General features: G+C 48.8%; 20 protein-coding genes and 1 pseudogene. 4 read left to right on the forward strand and 17 right to left on the reverse strand.

From position 1 onward, the window contains the following. Positions 1-522: 522 nt before the first annotated feature. From JIG40_RS19855 to dusA, 7 genes are all read right to left on the reverse strand, one after another. On the reverse strand, positions 523-1,296 hold the full coding sequence (locus tag JIG40_RS19855; RefSeq protein ID WP_047461404.1) for a phosphoadenylyl-sulfate reductase: 774 nt from the start codon (positions 1,294-1,296) through the stop codon (positions 523-525). Beyond that, the gene (cysI, locus tag JIG40_RS19860) at positions 1,289-3,022 is read right to left on the reverse strand and encodes an assimilatory sulfite reductase (NADPH) hemoprotein subunit (RefSeq protein WP_047461401.1); all 1,734 of its coding nucleotides are present in this window, start codon (positions 3,020-3,022) and stop codon (positions 1,289-1,291) included. Before cysI ends, JIG40_RS19855 begins: the two co-directional genes overlap by 8 nt. Then, on the reverse strand, positions 3,022-4,875 hold the full coding sequence (locus JIG40_RS19865; RefSeq protein ID WP_199465946.1) for an assimilatory sulfite reductase (NADPH) flavoprotein subunit: 1,854 nt from the start codon (positions 4,873-4,875) through the stop codon (positions 3,022-3,024). The genes cysI and JIG40_RS19865 overlap by 1 nt, the downstream gene beginning before the upstream one ends. A 96-nt stretch (positions 4,876-4,971) precedes the next feature. Further along, positions 4,972-5,202: a hypothetical protein gene (locus JIG40_RS19870; RefSeq protein WP_024374468.1), complete on the reverse strand. Its 231-nt coding sequence runs from the start codon at positions 5,200-5,202 to the stop codon at positions 4,972-4,974. 142 nt (positions 5,203-5,344) lie between these two features. Beyond that, entirely contained in the window at positions 5,345-6,010 is a 666-nt protein-coding gene (locus tag JIG40_RS19875) for a TIGR04219 family outer membrane beta-barrel protein (RefSeq protein WP_143683960.1), read from the reverse strand. A 94-nt stretch (positions 6,011-6,104) separates the two neighbouring features. Further along, positions 6,105-6,314, reverse strand: coding sequence for an envelope stress response protein PspG (pspG, locus tag JIG40_RS19880; RefSeq protein ID WP_032080834.1), 210 nt, complete (start codon positions 6,312-6,314; stop codon positions 6,105-6,107). 156 nt (positions 6,315-6,470) lie between these two features. Next, positions 6,471-7,454, reverse strand: a complete 984-nt coding sequence (gene dusA, locus JIG40_RS19885; protein WP_081094786.1) for a tRNA dihydrouridine(20/20a) synthase DusA — start codon at positions 7,452-7,454, stop codon at positions 6,471-6,473. Positions 7,455-7,703: 249 nt separating this feature from the next. Between dusA and zur the strand changes: the two genes are divergently transcribed. Together zur and JIG40_RS19895 are read left to right on the forward strand one after the other, a co-directional pair. Then, a complete protein-coding gene (gene zur / locus JIG40_RS19890; protein WP_032080817.1) occupies positions 7,704-8,153 on the forward strand; it encodes a zinc uptake transcriptional repressor Zur in 450 nt (149 codons plus the stop codon). A 24-nt stretch (positions 8,154-8,177) separates the two neighbouring features. Then, positions 8,178-8,639, forward strand: a complete 462-nt coding sequence (locus tag JIG40_RS19895; RefSeq protein WP_020433733.1) for a chemotaxis protein CheX — start codon at positions 8,178-8,180, stop codon at positions 8,637-8,639. A gap of 89 nt (positions 8,640-8,728) precedes the next feature. Here the strand turns inward: JIG40_RS19895 and pgi are convergent, their stop codons facing one another. Continuing rightward, positions 8,729-10,381 (reverse strand): glucose-6-phosphate isomerase, encoded by a 1,653-nt coding sequence (pgi, locus tag JIG40_RS19900; protein ID WP_055453706.1) that lies wholly within the window; start codon positions 10,379-10,381, stop codon positions 8,729-8,731. Positions 10,382-10,666: 285 nt separating this feature from the next. Between pgi and JIG40_RS19905 the strand changes: the two genes are divergently transcribed. After that, entirely contained in the window at positions 10,667-11,086 is a 420-nt protein-coding gene (locus tag JIG40_RS19905) for a secondary thiamine-phosphate synthase enzyme YjbQ (protein WP_199465947.1), read from the forward strand. A gap of 10 nt (positions 11,087-11,096) precedes the next feature. Here the strand turns inward: JIG40_RS19905 and alr are convergent, their stop codons facing one another. Both alr and JIG40_RS19915 read right to left on the reverse strand, forming a co-directional pair. Further along, positions 11,097-12,182, reverse strand: coding sequence for an alanine racemase (gene alr / locus JIG40_RS19910; RefSeq protein ID WP_020332711.1), 1,086 nt, complete (start codon positions 12,180-12,182; stop codon positions 11,097-11,099). Positions 12,183-12,195: 13 nt separating this feature from the next. Beyond that, the gene (locus JIG40_RS19915; protein ID WP_020332712.1) at positions 12,196-13,605 is read right to left on the reverse strand and encodes a replicative DNA helicase; all 1,410 of its coding nucleotides are present in this window, start codon (positions 13,603-13,605) and stop codon (positions 12,196-12,198) included. 172 nt (positions 13,606-13,777) lie between these two features. Between JIG40_RS19915 and JIG40_RS19920 the strand changes: the two genes are divergently transcribed. Beyond that, complete coding sequence (locus JIG40_RS19920; protein ID WP_199465948.1) at positions 13,778-14,545, forward strand: DUF481 domain-containing protein; 768 nt, start codon at positions 13,778-13,780, stop codon at positions 14,543-14,545. Positions 14,546-14,620: 75 nt separating this feature from the next. On the opposite strand, the gene rplI is transcribed toward JIG40_RS19920, so the two are convergent. From rplI to tuf, 7 genes and pseudogenes are all read right to left on the reverse strand, one after another. Continuing rightward, complete coding sequence (rplI, locus tag JIG40_RS19925; protein WP_020332714.1) at positions 14,621-15,070, reverse strand: 50S ribosomal protein L9; 450 nt, start codon at positions 15,068-15,070, stop codon at positions 14,621-14,623. A gap of 33 nt (positions 15,071-15,103) precedes the next feature. Beyond that, positions 15,104-15,331 (reverse strand): 30S ribosomal protein S18, encoded by a 228-nt coding sequence (gene rpsR / locus JIG40_RS19930; protein ID WP_000090472.1) that lies wholly within the window; start codon positions 15,329-15,331, stop codon positions 15,104-15,106. A gap of 15 nt (positions 15,332-15,346) precedes the next feature. Then, entirely contained in the window at positions 15,347-15,649 is a 303-nt protein-coding gene (gene priB, locus JIG40_RS19935; protein WP_086027247.1) for a primosomal replication protein N, read from the reverse strand. Between the two features lie 8 nt (positions 15,650-15,657). Next, the gene (gene rpsF, locus JIG40_RS19940; protein ID WP_004723737.1) at positions 15,658-16,026 is read right to left on the reverse strand and encodes a 30S ribosomal protein S6; all 369 of its coding nucleotides are present in this window, start codon (positions 16,024-16,026) and stop codon (positions 15,658-15,660) included. 196 nt (positions 16,027-16,222) lie between these two features. Then, on the reverse strand, positions 16,223-16,699 hold the full coding sequence (gene bfr / locus JIG40_RS19945; RefSeq protein ID WP_020433766.1) for a bacterioferritin: 477 nt from the start codon (positions 16,697-16,699) through the stop codon (positions 16,223-16,225). Positions 16,700-16,768: 69 nt separating this feature from the next. Beyond that, on the reverse strand, positions 16,769-16,957 hold the full coding sequence (locus JIG40_RS19950) for a (2Fe-2S)-binding protein (RefSeq protein WP_020332718.1): 189 nt from the start codon (positions 16,955-16,957) through the stop codon (positions 16,769-16,771). Positions 16,958-17,243: 286 nt separating this feature from the next. Further along, positions 17,244-17,382, reverse strand: a pseudogene (gene tuf, locus JIG40_RS19955) (elongation factor Tu); the annotation flags it as partial.

Below are 17,382 nucleotides of genomic sequence, written 5' to 3' on the forward strand. Positions count from 1 at the left end.
AACATTACTATGTAATGTTGAATTGACTGTGCTCGATACCGAAGTATCAAATTGGTCACTCAGTTCATTGATAAATCTTTTGCGATTATCATCAACGAGTGCCCACACAGATTGATAGGTTTATATTGTTAAAGAGCTTTCTTCCTACTTCAGCGACTGAGTCACCGTGGAAGAGGCGGCCATTCTAGCGAGATAATCTTCAGTGTCAAACACTTTTTTCAAATCATTTCGTTTTTCTTTCTGGCCTGTCTGACTAGCCTTGAACCCTTGTGAGCCCTTGCCCTGTCGACGAGGTGGCATTATAGAGATCCGAATCACACTGGCAAGTACTTTTTCTGAAAAAATGCAAAAATAACACTTAAGTGATGAATTAACGCTCAAAGCCTTATTTATCCAATTTTACCCCAATGATACGTACAACTTATCCACAGAGTTATTCTATTTAGCACTTGGATCGCGGTTAGCCCACACCTCTTATATATAGAAAAAGCCGCTAGCGCGGCTTTTTCTATATTAGACACATTAGATACCTGACCCATCTTGCTCAGGAGACTCTTCATGCAGCCCACATTCTCGCTTCAAACCAAAGAATCGCGTTTCTTCTTCGCTCATTCCCGGTTCCCACTTACGCGTGGTATGTGTATCACCAACCGACAGGTAGCCCTGATCCCAAAGCGGGTGATACGGCAGATCGTTGTCTTTCAGGTAATAGTGGACATCTTTATTGGTCCAATCGATCACCGGAAGGAATTTGAAGACGCCATTTTGTACCGCAAGAATCGGTAAGGTCGCCCGTGACTTCGATTGCTCACGGCGCAAGCCCGAGAACCAAGTACCAACTTCAAGTTCATGCAGCGCACGGCGCATCGGCTCCACTTTATTGATGCGATTGTATTGCTCAATCCCCGTCACGCCCTGTTCCCACAATTTACCAAAGCGAGCTTCCTGCCACGCGGACGACATCTCTGCGGTGTAAATCTTGAGATTCAGATTCAAACGCTCCGTCAGTTGATCAATAAACTGGTAGGTTTCCGGAAACAAATAGCCCGTATCAGTCAGTACCACAGGGACGTCCTTGTTGACTGACGTCACCAAATGCAGCATCACCGCAGCCTGAATTCCAAAGCTGGAAGAGACCGCATGAGTACCCGGTAAGTTTTCCAGAGCCCAAACGACACGTTCCTGCGCCGTGAGCGTTTCTAAATACGCGTTAACTTCGGCCAAGTGGAGCGCCTGCTCCGCCTTGGTGAACGTTAACAACTCCGCCAAATTCGGAGTCGCGACGATCTCAGGCATAAAAGTCCCTCTTAGACACGATCACTTCTTGGATGATGCCGGTACGAATCGTGAAATCACCAAACCCTTCACCCAGCTCACGCTCTTTCGCCCAACGGCCCACCAGCGTATCAATTTCTTCCAGGATCTGTTTGTCGGTGATGTTCTCTTTATACATCTTCGGCACACGAGTTCCCGCGCGGTTGCCACCGAGGTGCAAATTGTAACGGCCAGGTGCTTTACCCACCAAACCGATTTCAGCCAGCATCGCGCGGCCACAACCGTTCGGACAACCAGTGACACGCAGAATGATGTTGTCTTCTTTTGGCAGCGCGTGTTTTTCCAGAATACCTTCAACCTGGGTGACAAACTCCGGCAGGAAGCGTTCAGCTTCAGCCATCGCCAACGGACAGGTTGGGAACGCCACACACGCCATCGAATTCTTACGCTGCTCGCTGACACTGCTGTCCATTAAGCCATGTGACACTGCCAATGCTTCGATCGCGGCTTTTTGATCAGCCGGGACACCAGCGATGATCAAGTTTTGGTTTGCCGTCATACGGAAATCGCCTTGGTGAATCTTCGCAATTTCCGCCACACCGGTTTTAAGTGGCTTGCCAGGGAAATCTAACAAACGTCCGTTTTCAATGAACAGCGTCAGGTGATGCTTGCCATCGATGCCTTCTACCCAACCGATACGATCCCCGCGTTCAGTGAACTCGTATGGACGGCTATCGCCAAACGTCACGCCCGCACGTTTTTCCACTTCCGCTTTAAAGACATCAACGCCAACACGATCCAGCGTGTATTTGGTTTTCGCGTTCTTACGGTTTGAACGGTTACCCCAATCGCGTTGTGTTGTGACCACGGCAGCAGCAACGTCTAGCGTTTTATCCAGTGGAATAAAGCCGAAGTCATCAGCGCGACGAGGATAAGTCGAGGTGTCGCCATGCGTCATCGCCAGCCCCCCGCCCACCAGCACGTTAAAGCCAACCAGCTTGCCTTTGTCCGCAATCGCCACGAAGTTAAGATCGTTGGCGTGCACGTCCACGTCATTTTGTGGCGGAATCACCACGGTCGTTTTGAATTTACGTGGTAAGTAGTTGCTGCCCAGAATCGGTTCTTCATCGGTGGCTTCAACTTTCTCACCATCCAACCAAATTTCGGCATAAGCGCGCGTTTTTGGCAGCAGATGCTCACTGATTCTCGATGCCCACTCGTACGCTTCTTGGTGCAGCTCAGATTCCACCGGGTTTGAGGTACATAGTACGTTACGGTTTACGTCACCCGCGGTCGCAATCGAATCGATTCCGATGCTGTTGAGTGTCTGGTGCATCAATTTAATGTTCGGTTTCAGAACGCCATGGAACTGAAAGGTCTGGCGGGTCGTCAGACGGATACTGCCATACAGAGAGTGTTCGGTTGCAAACTTATCGATCGCCAGCCACTGTTTTGGCTGGATGATGCCGCCCGGCATACGAGCACGCAGCATCACATTGTGCAGCGGCTCCAGTTTTTGTTTGGTACGTTCGTTGCGAATGTCACGGTCATCCTGCTGATACATTCCGTGGAAGCGGATCAGCTGGAAGTTATCAGCGGTAAATCCGCCCGTAATGCGATCTTGCAGATCTTGTTCGATCGTGCCGCGTAGGAAATTACTTTCGCGCTTGAGACGTTCATTATCAGAAAGCGAGCCGAGCACTTCGCCAAGAACTTCCTGTACGTTGTTTTCAATCTTGGTGCTCATTAGTACACATCCCTCTGGTAACGTTTCGCTTTACGAAGCTCATTGAAATATTCTTCTGCTTTTTCACGTGACAGGCCACCCTGTTGCTGCGCGACGACGATCAGCGCTTCATGGACATCTTTCGCCATGCGTGTGGCATCACCACAGATATAAACGTAGGCGCCATCTTGCAGCCATTGCCATACCTGCTCAGCTTGCTCCAACACACGGTGTTGCACGTACACTTTTTCATGTTGGTCACGGCTGAAGGCGACGTCCAAGCGCGTGAGCGCGCCCGACTTCAGGTATTTCTGCCATTCCACTTGGTAAAGGAAATCTTGGGTGAAGGTGCGATCGCCAAAGAACAACCAGCTCTTACCATCCGCTCCGCGGTTATCACGCTCTTGGATAAAGCTGCGGAACGGCGCAATACCAGTACCCGGGCCAATCATGATCACTGGCGTTGAATCATCTTGCGGCAGTTTGAAGTTGTTGTTGTGCTCGATGAACACTTTCACCGACTCACCTTCCTCCAAACGCTGCCCCAAAAAGCTGGACGCGCCGCCTTGACGAACTTCGCCATCCACATCGTATTCCACGATGCCCACCGTCAAGTGCACTTCTTCATCCACTTCCGATTGGCTGGATGCGATAGAGTACAGACGTGGCGTGAGGCGACGTAGCAGAGAAATCAATTGTTCAGCTGAGAGCTTGGTTTTCTTTTCTTTTAGTACATCGACAATTTGGGTGTTTACCGCGTATTCACGTAGCTTGTCTTTATCTTCCACCAGCTTTTGCAGTTTCTTACTGCCAGACAGCTCAGCAAACTTAGTGACGAACTGCGGATTCGAACCCGTGATTTCGTATTTGCTGACCAGTGCGCTGTGCAGCGATAAACTCTCACCATCAACTTCGACACTTTCAACACCAGACAAACCTGCCGCCGCCAACACAGCATTCGCCAGTTCTGCACTGTTTTCATACCATACGCCCAACGCATCGCCCGGTTGATAAGTCAGACCCGAGTCTGCCAAATCGATTTCGATGTGACGCACGTCTTTGCCCGAATCGCGGCCAGTGATTTTCTGGCTGGTCAGCAATGTCGCCGTGTAAGGATTTTGTTTGTTGTACTGAGAGTGAGAAGTCGTGGCTTGGCCAACGGGCAACTGAACCACTTCCGCCTGGCTACCCGCCAACGCTTCTTTAACACTTTCTAGTGCTTTAGCACGCCATTCGGCAGCAGGAGCGTCATAGTCCACATCACAATCAACGCGATCGATAAAGCGTTTCGCGCCCAGTTTTTCAAGGAAAGCATCGAAGTCTTTACCAGTTTGGCAGAAAAACTCATAGCTCGAGTCACCCAAGCCAATCACACCGTATTGCAGGTTTGGCAGTTTCGGAGCTTTTTTCGATTGCAGGAATTCATGCAGCTCCAGCGCGTTGTCCGGCGCTTCGCCTTCACCATTGGTTGAAGCCACAAAGATCACATGCGTTTCTTTCGCCAGATCTTTGCCTTTGTAATCACTGGCATCAAACAATTGTACCGCGATACCAGCAGTCTGAGCTTCCTGTTCTAATGCTTCGGCCACACCTTTAGCGTTACCGGTTTGCGAAGCAAAGATAATGGTCAGCTTACCTGCAGGTTTTGCGGCGGTCAGTGCAACCGCCTGAGTCAAAGGTGCTGAAGCGCCCAGAGTCTGAGACTGGCTTAGCCCCCAGAAATAACCGCTCACCCAAGCCATTTGCTGAGGTGAGAGTTGCGAAATCGTTTGTTGCAGCTGGTTTAGCTGCGAGTCGTTGAGTGGGCTTGCAAGCCCAGCTAGCTCTTTTGGTATGGTGTTTCCTGAAGACATTGTCACGACTTCCTTATTCATTGCGTGACGATAGATTAACCACTCCTCTTAATAACAAGAAAGAATAGATGAGCATGTTTTATAACTTTTTGGAAGTAAGGCGGGTAACATTTCACCTTACTTAGATTCCACTCTCACCTGTTTAAATCCCACCGCCATCGCCGATTTAGAAGCCTGGTCAAGATCGATGTAATGGCACTCCTCGCCATTCGTGCCCGTCAGCAGCACAAATCCTCCCCGTTGGTGACGAAATTCCACAATCCATGCACCTTCTTCAGAAGAGGGTTCGATTATGGCTTCTACAAGCTGGTTCTCGCGGTAAAGGTTTCTCAGTTCCGTGATAGTCATCGCCACTCTCACTCATATTGCCGATCCATCTTATTAAGCATGGTCTATTTCGGGAGGATTGCGAATTCTGCAGATGAGATTGTCGTTAATAGAACAAAAACGCCACCGTAAAGCGGTGGCGTTTAACGTAAAAGAAAGAGGTTCAGAAGCGGAACTCTGCGCCCAGAAACCAACCGTCAACAAATACGTAGGACGTTTCGGTATCTGGAGATTGCTTGGCGAGATCTTCAAATTCCAAATCGATGACGCGGTAGCCACCTTTTATGGTCCATAAGCCATCTTGGATTGGCAGTCGATACTGAATCCCAGCCGTCACATCAGAACTCTTAATCCCGCTGCTGTTACCAACATCGAACTGACCGATAACATCAAAGTTGGTATCCGGGATCGACAGCACCGCTGACGCGTACCAGTTAAAAGTGGTTTCATCAAAATCGTAAGTTCTGGTATCCAGCGCTTGGTAGTCGGCATTGCTGTAGCGAGTAAGCGTTACGCCGGCATCGAAGTTCATCAGCTCATGATGAAGCAGCGTGTAATAGAAGGTGTAGTCCCATTTGTCATAAGACGCATAGTCTGCATCAACACTGGTGTAACGCACACTGACGTTGGGCAGGTAACGGATATCACTTTCGACCGCAGCATGGAAAGAAGGAGCGTAATCCGTATCACGGCGAATTTCGTCAATCTTAGTACTTCCTCGCCACATCTCAGCACCCACGTTCACAGTGTACGAAGAATCCTCACACCATGCCGTGGAAGAAAGCGATAAAAACGCCGTTGTTACTATCGCCATAGCTGGCTTATTCATTGTTGTCGCTCCTGTCCAAGTACACATTTTCAGCCATATTCAATATCGGCATATTAGCACACAAGCCAACTTAGTTAAGGACAGGAAACTACTCTTAACGCGGAATTTGCTGATAGTGGCGGTACACCCAGACACCAAGTGCAATCACGATAATCCAAGGGAGCAACTTAATTGCAAACCCTAACATGCTCAGTAACATCAGCACCACAAAGGCAACAGCGGCAGCAATCAGCGCCCCAAACACCGTGAGTCCGGTGACCAACAGACTGGCCACAAAGACCAGAATAAAAATCAGCTCAATCATCATTGCTCTCCTTTTTACTCCAACACTGCACGTTTCGCGCCAAGCAAGACAAGCACGGTAATTAACTGTTCTAAAAAGGAAAAAATAAAAAGGCCGTGAAAACACTACTTCCACGGCCTCTATTAATTGGTTAAAGTCACCATAAATTGGCGAAATTTACACATCCAACTCCTGATAAGGAATTTTGGCCAGCGCCTGCTCGACCACTTCAATACCAGCGCCCGCTTTGTGTGCGTTTTCACTGATATGGCGACGCCACTGACGCGCGCCCGGCATATTCTGGAACAAGCCCAGCATATGACGAGTAATGTGGCCCAGATAGCTCCCCTGTGCCAGTTGCTGCTCAATGTACGGATACATTTCTTGCACCACCTGCGAACGCTTCTTCACCGGCGTATCCAGACCAAAGATTTGCTGATCCACTTCTGCCAGCAAATATGGGCTTTGGTACGCTTCACGGCCGATCATGACGCCATCCAGATGTTGGAGATGTTCTTTGGCTTCAGCCAACGTCTTCACCCCACCATTAACAGCGATGGTCAGATGTGGAAAATCCTGCTTAAGCTGATACGCGCGAGGGTAATCCAGCGGCGGGATCTCGCGGTTCTCTTTCGGGCTCAAACCGCTCAACCACGCTTTGCGAGCATGAATGGTGAACTGCTCACAGCCACCTTTTTCAGACACCAACGTGACGAAATTGGTCAGAAACTCATACGAGTCCTGATCGTCGATACCGATACGGGTTTTCACCGTTACCGGAATATCCACCACCTCTTTCATCGCCGCGACACACTGCGCAACCAAATCAGGTTCCGCCATCAGGCAAGCACCAAAGCGGCCGTTCTGTACGCGATCTGACGGACAGCCGACATTGAGGTTAATTTCATCGTAACCGCGTTCCTGCGCCAGTTTGGCACAACGCGCCAGATCCGCTGGGTTCGAACCACCAAGCTGCAACGCAACCGGGTGTTCCTCCTCGTTGTACGCCAAGAAGTCACCCTTTCCATGGATGATCGCACCTGTGGTTACCATTTCGGTATAAAGCAAGGTTTGCGATGACAGCAAACGATGGAAATAGCGGCAGTGGCGGTCAGTCCAATCTAACATTGGCGCCACAGAAAGCCGACATGAGTGAGTCATTGGTTCAACATCCCCATTTCAATCAACAAGCATTCGGCCACCGGGTGACCAAAAAGAAAGTTTGGCATTGTAATCGCTTCTGTTTATATCGCCAACAGTTCTTCGGTAGTATCGTTTTACGGCAAGATAAGGTAACTTAGCGCTTATCTATGGGAATATCGTTGTTAGTGTTTGAATCAAGCCAGATTTATTGATGAGCAAAACGATATTCATCCGGAAATAGTATATGATTACTAAAGTCCGACGGTTATGGTGATAGATTTGGACAATAAGCTTACCAAACAGATTGAAGAAATATGTGCGGCACGAGGTGTCAGGCTGACCTCTCAGCGAAAACGGGTATTTGAGCTCATCTGTGCCAGCAAAAAAGCCTCCAGTGCTTATGAATTGCTGGAAGATCTGAAGCAGAGTGAACCTCAGGCGAAACCACCCACGGTATACCGGGCGCTGGATTTTCTGATGGAACAAGGCTTCATACACCGGGTGGAATCAACCAACAGCTTTATATCCTGCTGCTCCTGTAATGCCCATAAGCACTTTTCTCAGCTATTGATTTGTGACCAGTGCGGCAACGTTATTGAATTGCAAGATGATAGTCTGATAGCCTTGCTGGCAGACAACGCGGAGAAACACGGCTTTAAAATCGTCAATCATGTGATTGAGTCTCATGGTGTATGCCAATCGTGTTCCTCGAAATAAAGAATGAAACAATAGAAGAAGGTTATGCGCGCTGAATTTGTAAACCCGTTTTTAGCGTCTCTGCTGAACGTGTTAAAAACGATGGCTTCTCTCGAATTGAAGCCTCAGAAACCTCGTCTGAAAAAAGACGAAATTGCCCGAGGTGATGTGTCCGGCCTGATTGGTATGGTTGGGCAGCAAACTCGCGGCTCCATGTCGATCACTTTCGATGAAAGTCTGGCTCTGGAAATTATGCAGAATATGCTGGGAGAGCGACCGAACGGGTTAAATGAAGAAGTGACGGACATGGTGGGTGAAATCACCAACATGGTCACTGGCGGCGCGAAACGTATTCTGGCCGAAAGTGGGTTTGACTTTGATATGGCAACCCCGGTTGTTGTTTCCGGCAAGGGACACACCATTCGTCACAAATGTGAAGGTTCGATCATCATCATGCCATTTGCCTCGCAGTGGGGAAATGCCTTCATCGAAATCTGTTTCGAATAACCTTTCTGATTCCATTCCAATAAAAAGCGGATGCCAAGGCATCCGCTTTTTTTATCTGTGACTCCGGGTCTAGGCCCGGAATCGCCTAATTAGCCACGAAACGCTTTAAATGCGTTGATCAGGCCATTCGTTGAACTGTCGTGAGAGCTGATTTGCGCGCCATCTGCCAGTTCAGGCAGGATTTGGTTTGCCAGCTGTTTGCCCAGTTCCACACCCCATTGGTCAAAGGTGAAGATGTTCCAAATCACGCCCTGAACGAAGATTTTGTGTTCGTACATTGCGATCAGGTTACCCAGAGAACGTGGAGTAATCTGTTTCACCAGAATAGAGTTCGTCGGACGGTTACCTTCAAAAACCTTGAATGGAATCAGTGCCGCTACTTCTTCTTCTGTTTTACCCGCTTTGATGAATTCTGCTTTCACCACTTCTGCTGATTTACCGAATGCCAACGCTTCCGTTTGCGCGAAGAAGTTCGACATCAGTTTCTGATGGTGATCGCTGACGGCATTGTGAGTCAGAGCTGGTGCGATGAAGTCACAAGGGATCAGCTTCGTGCCTTGGTGAATCAGCTGGTAGAACGCGTGCTGACCATTCGTGCCTGGTTCACCCCAAATGATTGGCCCCGTCTGGTAAGTCACCGGGTTGCCGTCGCGGTCAACGAACTTGCCATTAGATTCCATGTTGCCTTGCTGGAAGTAAGCTGCAAAGCGGTGCATGTACTGATCGTATGGCAGAATCGCTTCTGATTCGGCACCGTGGAAGTTGTTGTACCAAATACCAATCAACGCCAGGATCATTGGGATGTTGCTTTCGAACGGAGTTTCAACGAAATGCTTATCCATTTCATGCGCGCCCGTCAGCAGCTCAACGAAGTTGTCAAAACCGATCGACAGAATGATAGACAGGCCGATTGCAGACCACAGAGAGTAACGACCACCAACCCAGTCCCAGAACTCGAACATGTTGTCGGTATCAATACCAAATTCCGCTACCGCTTGTGCGTTGGTTGACAGCGCCGCGAAGTGTTTTGCTACGTGTGCGTCATCGCCAGCGGTTGCCAAGAACCAGTCACGCGCAGAGTGCGCATTGGTCATGGTTTCTTGCGTGGTGAAGGTTTTTGAAGCGACCAGAAACAGCGTCGTTTCCGGATTCACTTTTTTCAGCGTTTCAGCAATGTGCGTACCATCGACGTTAGACACAAAATGCATGGTCAGGTGGTTTTTGTATGGTGTCAGCGCTTCAGTCACCATGTAAGGACCGAGGTCAGAGCCACCGATACCGATGTTGACAACGTCAGTGATCGCTTTGCCAGTAAAGCCTTTCCACTCACCGCCAATGATACGTTCAGAGAAAGATTTCATTTTCTCAAGCACAGCATTCACTGCTGGCATGACATCTTCGCCTTTCACCATCACTGGCGTATTGCTGCGATTACGCAACGCGGTGTGCAGCACAGAACGGCCTTCAGTCTGGTTGATCGCTTCACCACTGAACATCGCCTGAATCGCGCTTTTCACGTCGGTCTCTTCAGCCAGAGCGAACAGGTGCTTCATGGTTTCTTCATTGACCAGGTTCTTAGAGTAGTCGACCAGAATGTCGTTACCGAAACGAGTCGAGTATTTTGCGAAACGCTGGCTGTCCTCTGCGAACAGAGTTTTGAGGTCCATATCCTGCGCCGATTCAAAATGCGCGGTCAGTGCTTTCCAAGCTTGAGTTTGCGTTGGATTGATATTTTTCAACATGGTATCTATCCCGATGTTACTGTCGATTTTATTCCACTAATCTTAGTCACTGGCGCCAAGAATGCAGAATCCCCGATTAAGCAAAAAGAAAATGATAAAATTCTCTGCCTGAAGCAGATCAAAGTGTAATAAATTTTCAATGCACAATTATGACTCAGCTCATGTACCCCCACATTGAGTTAAGTCACGTAAACGCCGAGTGTTTACCCAATTGTGTTGCAATCACTTGGCGCCAACCATAGCGTTTATCTGCCCGTTTGCCAATCAGATTATGGAGAGATGAGAATGTGGGCTCAACAGCAAATTCACCTGCGTGCATATCCACGAGGCTTTCATTTGATTACTGATGAAATTGAACAACAATTACCGCAGTTGGCTGATATTTCTGTCGGTTTTCTACATCTGTTTATTCAACATACATCCGCCAGTCTGACCATCAACGAAAATGCGGATCCGACGGTTCGTTCGGATATGGAACAGCACTTTAATCACTTTGTTCCCGAGCGCGCACCGTATTATGTTCACACCTACGAAGGCGATGATGACATGCCCGCTCACATCAAAGCGTCGTTGCTCGGCTCCAGCGTGACGATTCCCATTTCGCAAGGTCGTTTAGCTTTGGGAACATGGCAAGGCATTTACTTAGGTGAGCACCGTGACCACGGCGGTAAACGCCGCATTATTGCCACTCTGCAGGGCGAATAAAAAAGCAGGCCTATAGGCCTGCTCCGTAATACGACATGTCGACGCGGGATGTCAGTTTGGTCACCAGCTCATAGCCCAAGGTACCAATATGACTGGCGACTTCTTCTACGGGGAGCTCACTGCCCCACAAAATGGCTTCATCACCGACTTTGTCCTTGGCGTCCGGTCCTAGATCGACCGTCAGCATATCCATCGAAACGCGACCCGCCAAAGGCACAATACGACCATTGACCACCACGGGTGTACCATTCGGTGCCGTGCGTGGATAACCATCACCGTAACCAATCGCAATCACACCGATTTTGGTGTCACGTGCGCTGGTCCAGATAGCGCCATAACCGACACTCTCCCCGGCTTTCACATCACGTACCGCAATCAGGTGTGATTTCAGTGTCATCACCGGTTGATAACCCAGCTGCTGAGCATTCTTGTCAGCAAAGGGCGACACGCCGTACATGATGATTCCAGGGCGAACCCATTCCATCTGGCTTCGCGGCCACGCCAGCAAGCCTGCCGATGCCGCCATTGAACGTTCGCCTTCACAACCGTTAGTCAACGATAAAAATAGTTCAATTTGTTCGTTTGTCGTGGATTTATCCAGCTCATCGGCACAACCAAAATGGCTCATATAGCGCAGTGGCTTCGCCACATTGTTGCAAGCATGCAACCGTTCCACAAACTGCGCGTACTGCTCCGGACGTACACCCAAACGGTGCATGCCACTGTCGATTTTCAGCCACACCACCACCGGCGTTTCCAGCTCGGCGCTTTCCAGTGCCTGTAACTGTTCTTCGCAGTGCAGCACAGTTTGAATATTGTTGGTCACCAGAACCGGTAAATCACCCGCTGAATAGAATCCTTCCAGCAGCAGAATCGGTTTAACCACACCGCTGGCACGTAATTGGAGCGCTTCTTCGATACGAGCCACGCCAAAGGCATCTGCACCTAAAGCATGTTTAGCAACATGACGCAGACCATGCCCGTACCCGTTTGCTTTCACCACGGCCATCAATTTACTGTTGGGCGCCTGCTGCTTAATCTGTTGCAGGTTGTGCTGTAGAGCGTCCAGGTTAATACAGGCCGTCGCGGCTTTCATGTAACTCATCGTTTTACTCATCGTCGTCAAATGCCGGTCCTGCATAATTATCAAAGCGGGAGAACTGGCCCTGGAAGGTCAGACGTACAGAACCGATAGGGCCGTTACGCTGTTTACCGATGATGATCTCGGCGGTGCCTTTGAGCGCACTGTCAGGATGGTAAACCTCGTCACGGTAGATAAACATAATCAAGTCCGCGTCCTGCTCGATGGAGCCGGATTCACGCAAGTCCGAGTTAACCGGGCGTTTGTCGGCTCGTTGTTCCAGCGAGCGGTTGAGCTGCGACAGCGCCACCACTGGCACATTCAGCTCTTTCGCCAGCGCTTTCAGCGAGCGGGAGATCTCAGCGATTTCCAGCGTTCGGTTATCCGACAACGCCGGTACACGCATCAGCTGCAGGTAGTCGACCATGATAAGCGACAAACCGCCATGTTCACGGGCAATACGGCGCGCACGTGAGCGCACGTCGGTCGGCGTCAGACCGGAGCTGTCATCGATGTACATGTTCTTCTTCTCCATGAGAATACCCATGGTCGAAGAGATTCGCGCCCAGTCCTCGTCATCGAGCTGACCGGTACGGATTTTGGTTTGGTCGACACGAGACAGGGAAGCCAGCATACGCATCATGATCTGTTCGGCGGGCATCTCCAGCGAGAAGATCAGCACCGGCTTTTCCTGCTCCATCGCCGCGTTTTCACACAAGTTCATCGCAAACGTGGTTTTACCCATCGATGGACGTGCCGCGACGATGATCAAATCAGACCCCTGCAAACCTGCCGTTTTCTTGTTGAGGTCGGTAAAGCCGGTATTCACCCCGGTCACACCATCCTGCGGCGTTTTATAAAGCAGCTCGATACGCTCAAGCGTTTTTTCCAGAATGTTGTCGACGTTCTGTGGGCCTTCATTTTCGGTGGTGCGCGCTTCTGCAATCGCAAATACTTTACTTTCCGCCAGATCGAGCAGGTCTTCAGAACTGCGGCCTTGCGGATCGTAACCCGCATCGGCAATTTCATTCGCCACCCCAATCAGATTGCGCACCAGCGCACGTTCAGCCACGATCTCCGCATAGGCGTTAATGTTGGCCGCACTGGGAGTGTTTTTAGCCAGATCCGCCAAATAGGCAAAACCGCCCACGTCTTCCAGCTGTTCACGTTGCTCAAGAAATTCCGACAGCGTGATCAAATCGAGTGGCTTACCCGCATCCAGAATCGACTTCACACCATCAAAAATCAGGCGGTGCGGACGGCTGTAAAAGTCCGATGTCAATACACGTTCAGAGACCGTGTCCCAGCGTTCGTTATCCAGCAGCAAGCCGCCGATCACGGACTGCTCAGCTTCTAAGGAATGGGGAGGAACTTTAATCGCATCGACCTGCGCATCAGAAGGTTTACGGTTTCGGTTATCTGTTCGGGGATCAGCCATGACTTCACTCGGTAACTCTTTAATGACCGTCCATTATAGCGAGAATCCGTAATTTGTAATTAACGATGCGAAAGTTTGTGTGTAACAACAGCAGAATTAACCGTCACATGACCCAATTAGCCAAACAGATGCTTATCATGCAACGATTCAACCCGTTTATCAGAGGTAACGCGTGTCCAAAGTCTGGCTTCTTAGTCTTAGCCTGTTGACGAGCTACAGCGTCTATGCGAACGAGGATCCCAAGAACGATAAGGACATCGAGAAACCTTCTTCTCATTGGAGTAGTCAGGTCGAATTCGGCTACCAGTCGCATACCGGCAATACCAGTTCGGAGTCTCTGAATACCCGCCTGAAAGGTGAATACATTCAAGGTCGTCACCGGACCAACGGCGAATGGCGTTTTTACAAGCTGGATAAAAACGGTAAAGAGAATAAGCGCCAATCGAACTACTCATTGCAAACCGACTACAAGCTTGGCCCAAAAACCTACTTGTACGGCAGCTTTAAAGGCATTGATTCACGCTACAGTGCTTATTTTAAAGATTACACCTTATCTGGCGGTCTGGGTTATCAGGTGACGCATACGGAAAGTTTGTTGGTCGAACTGGAACTGGGTCCCGGCTATCGATATCAGGAACCGAATCTGGATGAGATTGACAAGACCGACGTCGTCTTTCCTGACATCGTGCAGGAACCGATTTTCCGCAGCAATTTGAAGACCGAATGGCAGATACTAAAATCGCTTAAGTTTGCCGCCGACCTGACGTTAGTCAATGGTGAAAGCAATACCCGTTTGGATTCAGAACTGAGTGTAATCAACAACATCACCGACGATATCTCGCTTAAAATCAACCAGTCTCGCCAGTACCATACCCGTGTACCAGACGGCATGAGCAAAGCCGACAGCGTACTGTCTGTAAACCTGATCTTTCTGTTCTGACAAGCGATTACTTTTCTTCAGACATAAAAAAACACCAGCCGAGGCTGGTGTTTTTGATTCGTCTGTATACTGAAATTACTCAGCAACAACCTGTACTTTCGCAGTTGCGAAAACTTCAGAGTGAAGTTGAACGCTAACTTCGAATTCACCAGTGTTGCGCAGAGCGCCTTCAGGTAGGCGAACTTCGCTCTTAGAAACTGCAACACCAGCCGCTGTGATAGCGTCAGCGATGTCACGAGTACCGATAGAACCGAACAGTTTACCTTCGTCACCAGCTTTAGAAGCAATAACAACTGCTTCAAGAGCGTTAACTTGGTCAGCGCGAGCTTGTGCAGCAGTCAGTTGCTCAGCAACTTTCGCTTCTAGCTCAGCACGACGGCCTTCAAACATTTCAACGTTAGCTTTAGTTGCCATTACTGCCTTACCTTGTGGGATAAGGAAGTTACGAGCGTAACCAGATTTAACGTTAACTGTATCGCCAAGACCACCTAGGTTACCGATTTTATCAAGTAGAATAACTTGCATTGCTTAATCCTCTTTCTTAATAAACGGTGCCAATTACTGATGTTTGTCAGTGTATGGCAGTAGAGCTAGGTAGCGAGAACGCTTGATTGCACGAGCTAGTTGACGCTGATATTTAGCGCTAGTACCAGTGATACGGCTTGGTACGATTTTACCAGCTTCAGTGATGTAGTTCTTAAGAGTTGCTACGTCTTTGTAATCAATCTCTTGTACGCCTTCTGCAGTAAAACGGCAGAATTTACGACGACGGAAGAAACGAGCCATGGGCTATCTCCTGATCTAAATTTGGATAATGTTGTCGGCATGTAGCACCAATTTCCCCACGCCATTTCGGCCGGTTTGGTAAGCCAAGAATCCACTTACCTGAATGATGCTGCCTTGTACTAAATTTTGAGTTAACGCTTTTGACCTTTGCCCACTGACAACCACCGGGATTCGGCAATACACCTGTCGCGGTAGGTCAGCTTCGATCACCGTAGAGCGATGCTCTAGCCAGAAACGGCAGTGTTCGATGCCCGAAGGGCTTTGGCTTCGAATCGGAGGTTTAGCGATGGAACCACTTAACTCCATTCGATTGGTCATCAATGAAATTACTCAGCGTCTGCTTCAAATTTCGCTTCGTCACGCTTAGAACGCTCTTCTTTAGCTTTCAGCATGATTGAAGGTTCAGTGATAGCAGCTTTAGTACGCATAATCATGTTACGCAGAACCGCATCGTTGAAACGGAAAGCAGTTTCCAGTTCATCGATAACAGCTTGGTCAGCTTCAACGTTCATCAGAACGTAGTGAGCTTTGTGAAGCTTGTTGATTGGGTAAGCCAGTTGACGGCGGCCCCAGTCTTCTAGACGGTGTACTTTACCGCCAGCTTCAGTGATTGAACCAGTGTAACGTTCGATCATGCCAGCAACTTGCTCGCTTTGATCTGGGTGCACCATGAATACGATTTCGTAATGACGCATTATTTGCTCCTTACGGATTATTCAGCTTCCAGAGTTGGCCCGGTCATCCAGAGGAAGCAAGGAACTAATGATAATTGACCGAGAATTAAGGAGCGGGAATAGTACAGAAAGACAGCAGCTTTAGCAAGGGAAATATTAGCGCGGAAAAAGCAGGGAAAACAGCCAGAGCCGGGGGATGACGCTGGCTAGATTGCGGTTAATCTTCGTCGACAATTTGCGCCTGAAGATAGTTTTCGATGCCCGTCATTTCTATCAGGCCGAGTTGGGTTTCAAGCCAGTCAACGTGCTCTTCTTCGTCTTCAAGAATGTCTTGGAACAAGTCACGTGACACATAATCACGAATATCTTCCGCATAAGCGATAGCATCGCGCAGATCCGGAATGGCAGCCAACTCCAGCTTGAGGTCACACTCCAGCATTTCCTTAGTGTCTTCCCCAATCATCAGTTTGCCAAGATCTTGCAGGTTAGGAATGCCTTCTAGAAACAGAATGCGTTCGATCAGATGATCTGCATGTTTCATTTCATCGATGGACTCGTGGTATTCCTTATCCGCGAGATGTTTCAAGCCCCAATCTTTATACATACGGGCATGAAGAAAATATTGGTTGATGGCAATCAGTTCATTGCCGAGAATTTTATTCAGGTGTTGGATGATGATTGGATCACCTTTCATGACAAAGCCCTCCTCTTTGGCTCTTATAACTGTAGAACCAATTGAGAAGGTGTCAAAAAGGTCGTGCGCTTAGCTGGCCTGTTGATACTGAACGACTATCGTTTCGCTAAGGATCTCCTTCGCCTGCTTGACGCATTTACCACATTGCGAACCCAACGCAGTGCAACGTTTAATGCCGCGAATATCTGTGATCCCCTGCTCCAGAGCAAGCTTCTTGATCTTCTTATCCGATACACCGTGACACAAACAAACGTACATATTGCAACCTCAAAATCATTGTTGCCAGAACTATAAAAAAGAATCGTTCTTATTACCAGTTGGTTTTATACTTCATTAAGATCGTTTCGTTATATAGATCCACGGAATTCTGATGGCTGGATCACTTAGCTTCAGTGCAAGAAATAGAGGTAAATCTAACCCGTTGTTTAATCTCTAAAGCCTTTGCATCTCACTTTCTTTGCCGCAAATTTTTTTATAACCGAAATGCAAAAAGGGAAGCCGAAGCTTCCCTTTTTTAATGCGAGGTTCGCAGTAAGATTATCGATTAAGCGATGATCTTAGCAACAACACCAGCACCAACTGTACGGCCACCTTCACGGATCGCGAAGCGTAGACCTTCGTCCATTGCGATTGGAGCGATCAGTTCAACAATCATTTGAATGTTGTCGCCTGGCATTACCATC

The sequence above is a fragment of the Vibrio sp. bablab_jr001 genome, assembly GCF_016464285.1.
GTDB classification, from domain to species: Bacteria; Pseudomonadota; Gammaproteobacteria; order Enterobacterales; family Vibrionaceae; genus Vibrio; species Vibrio fluvialis.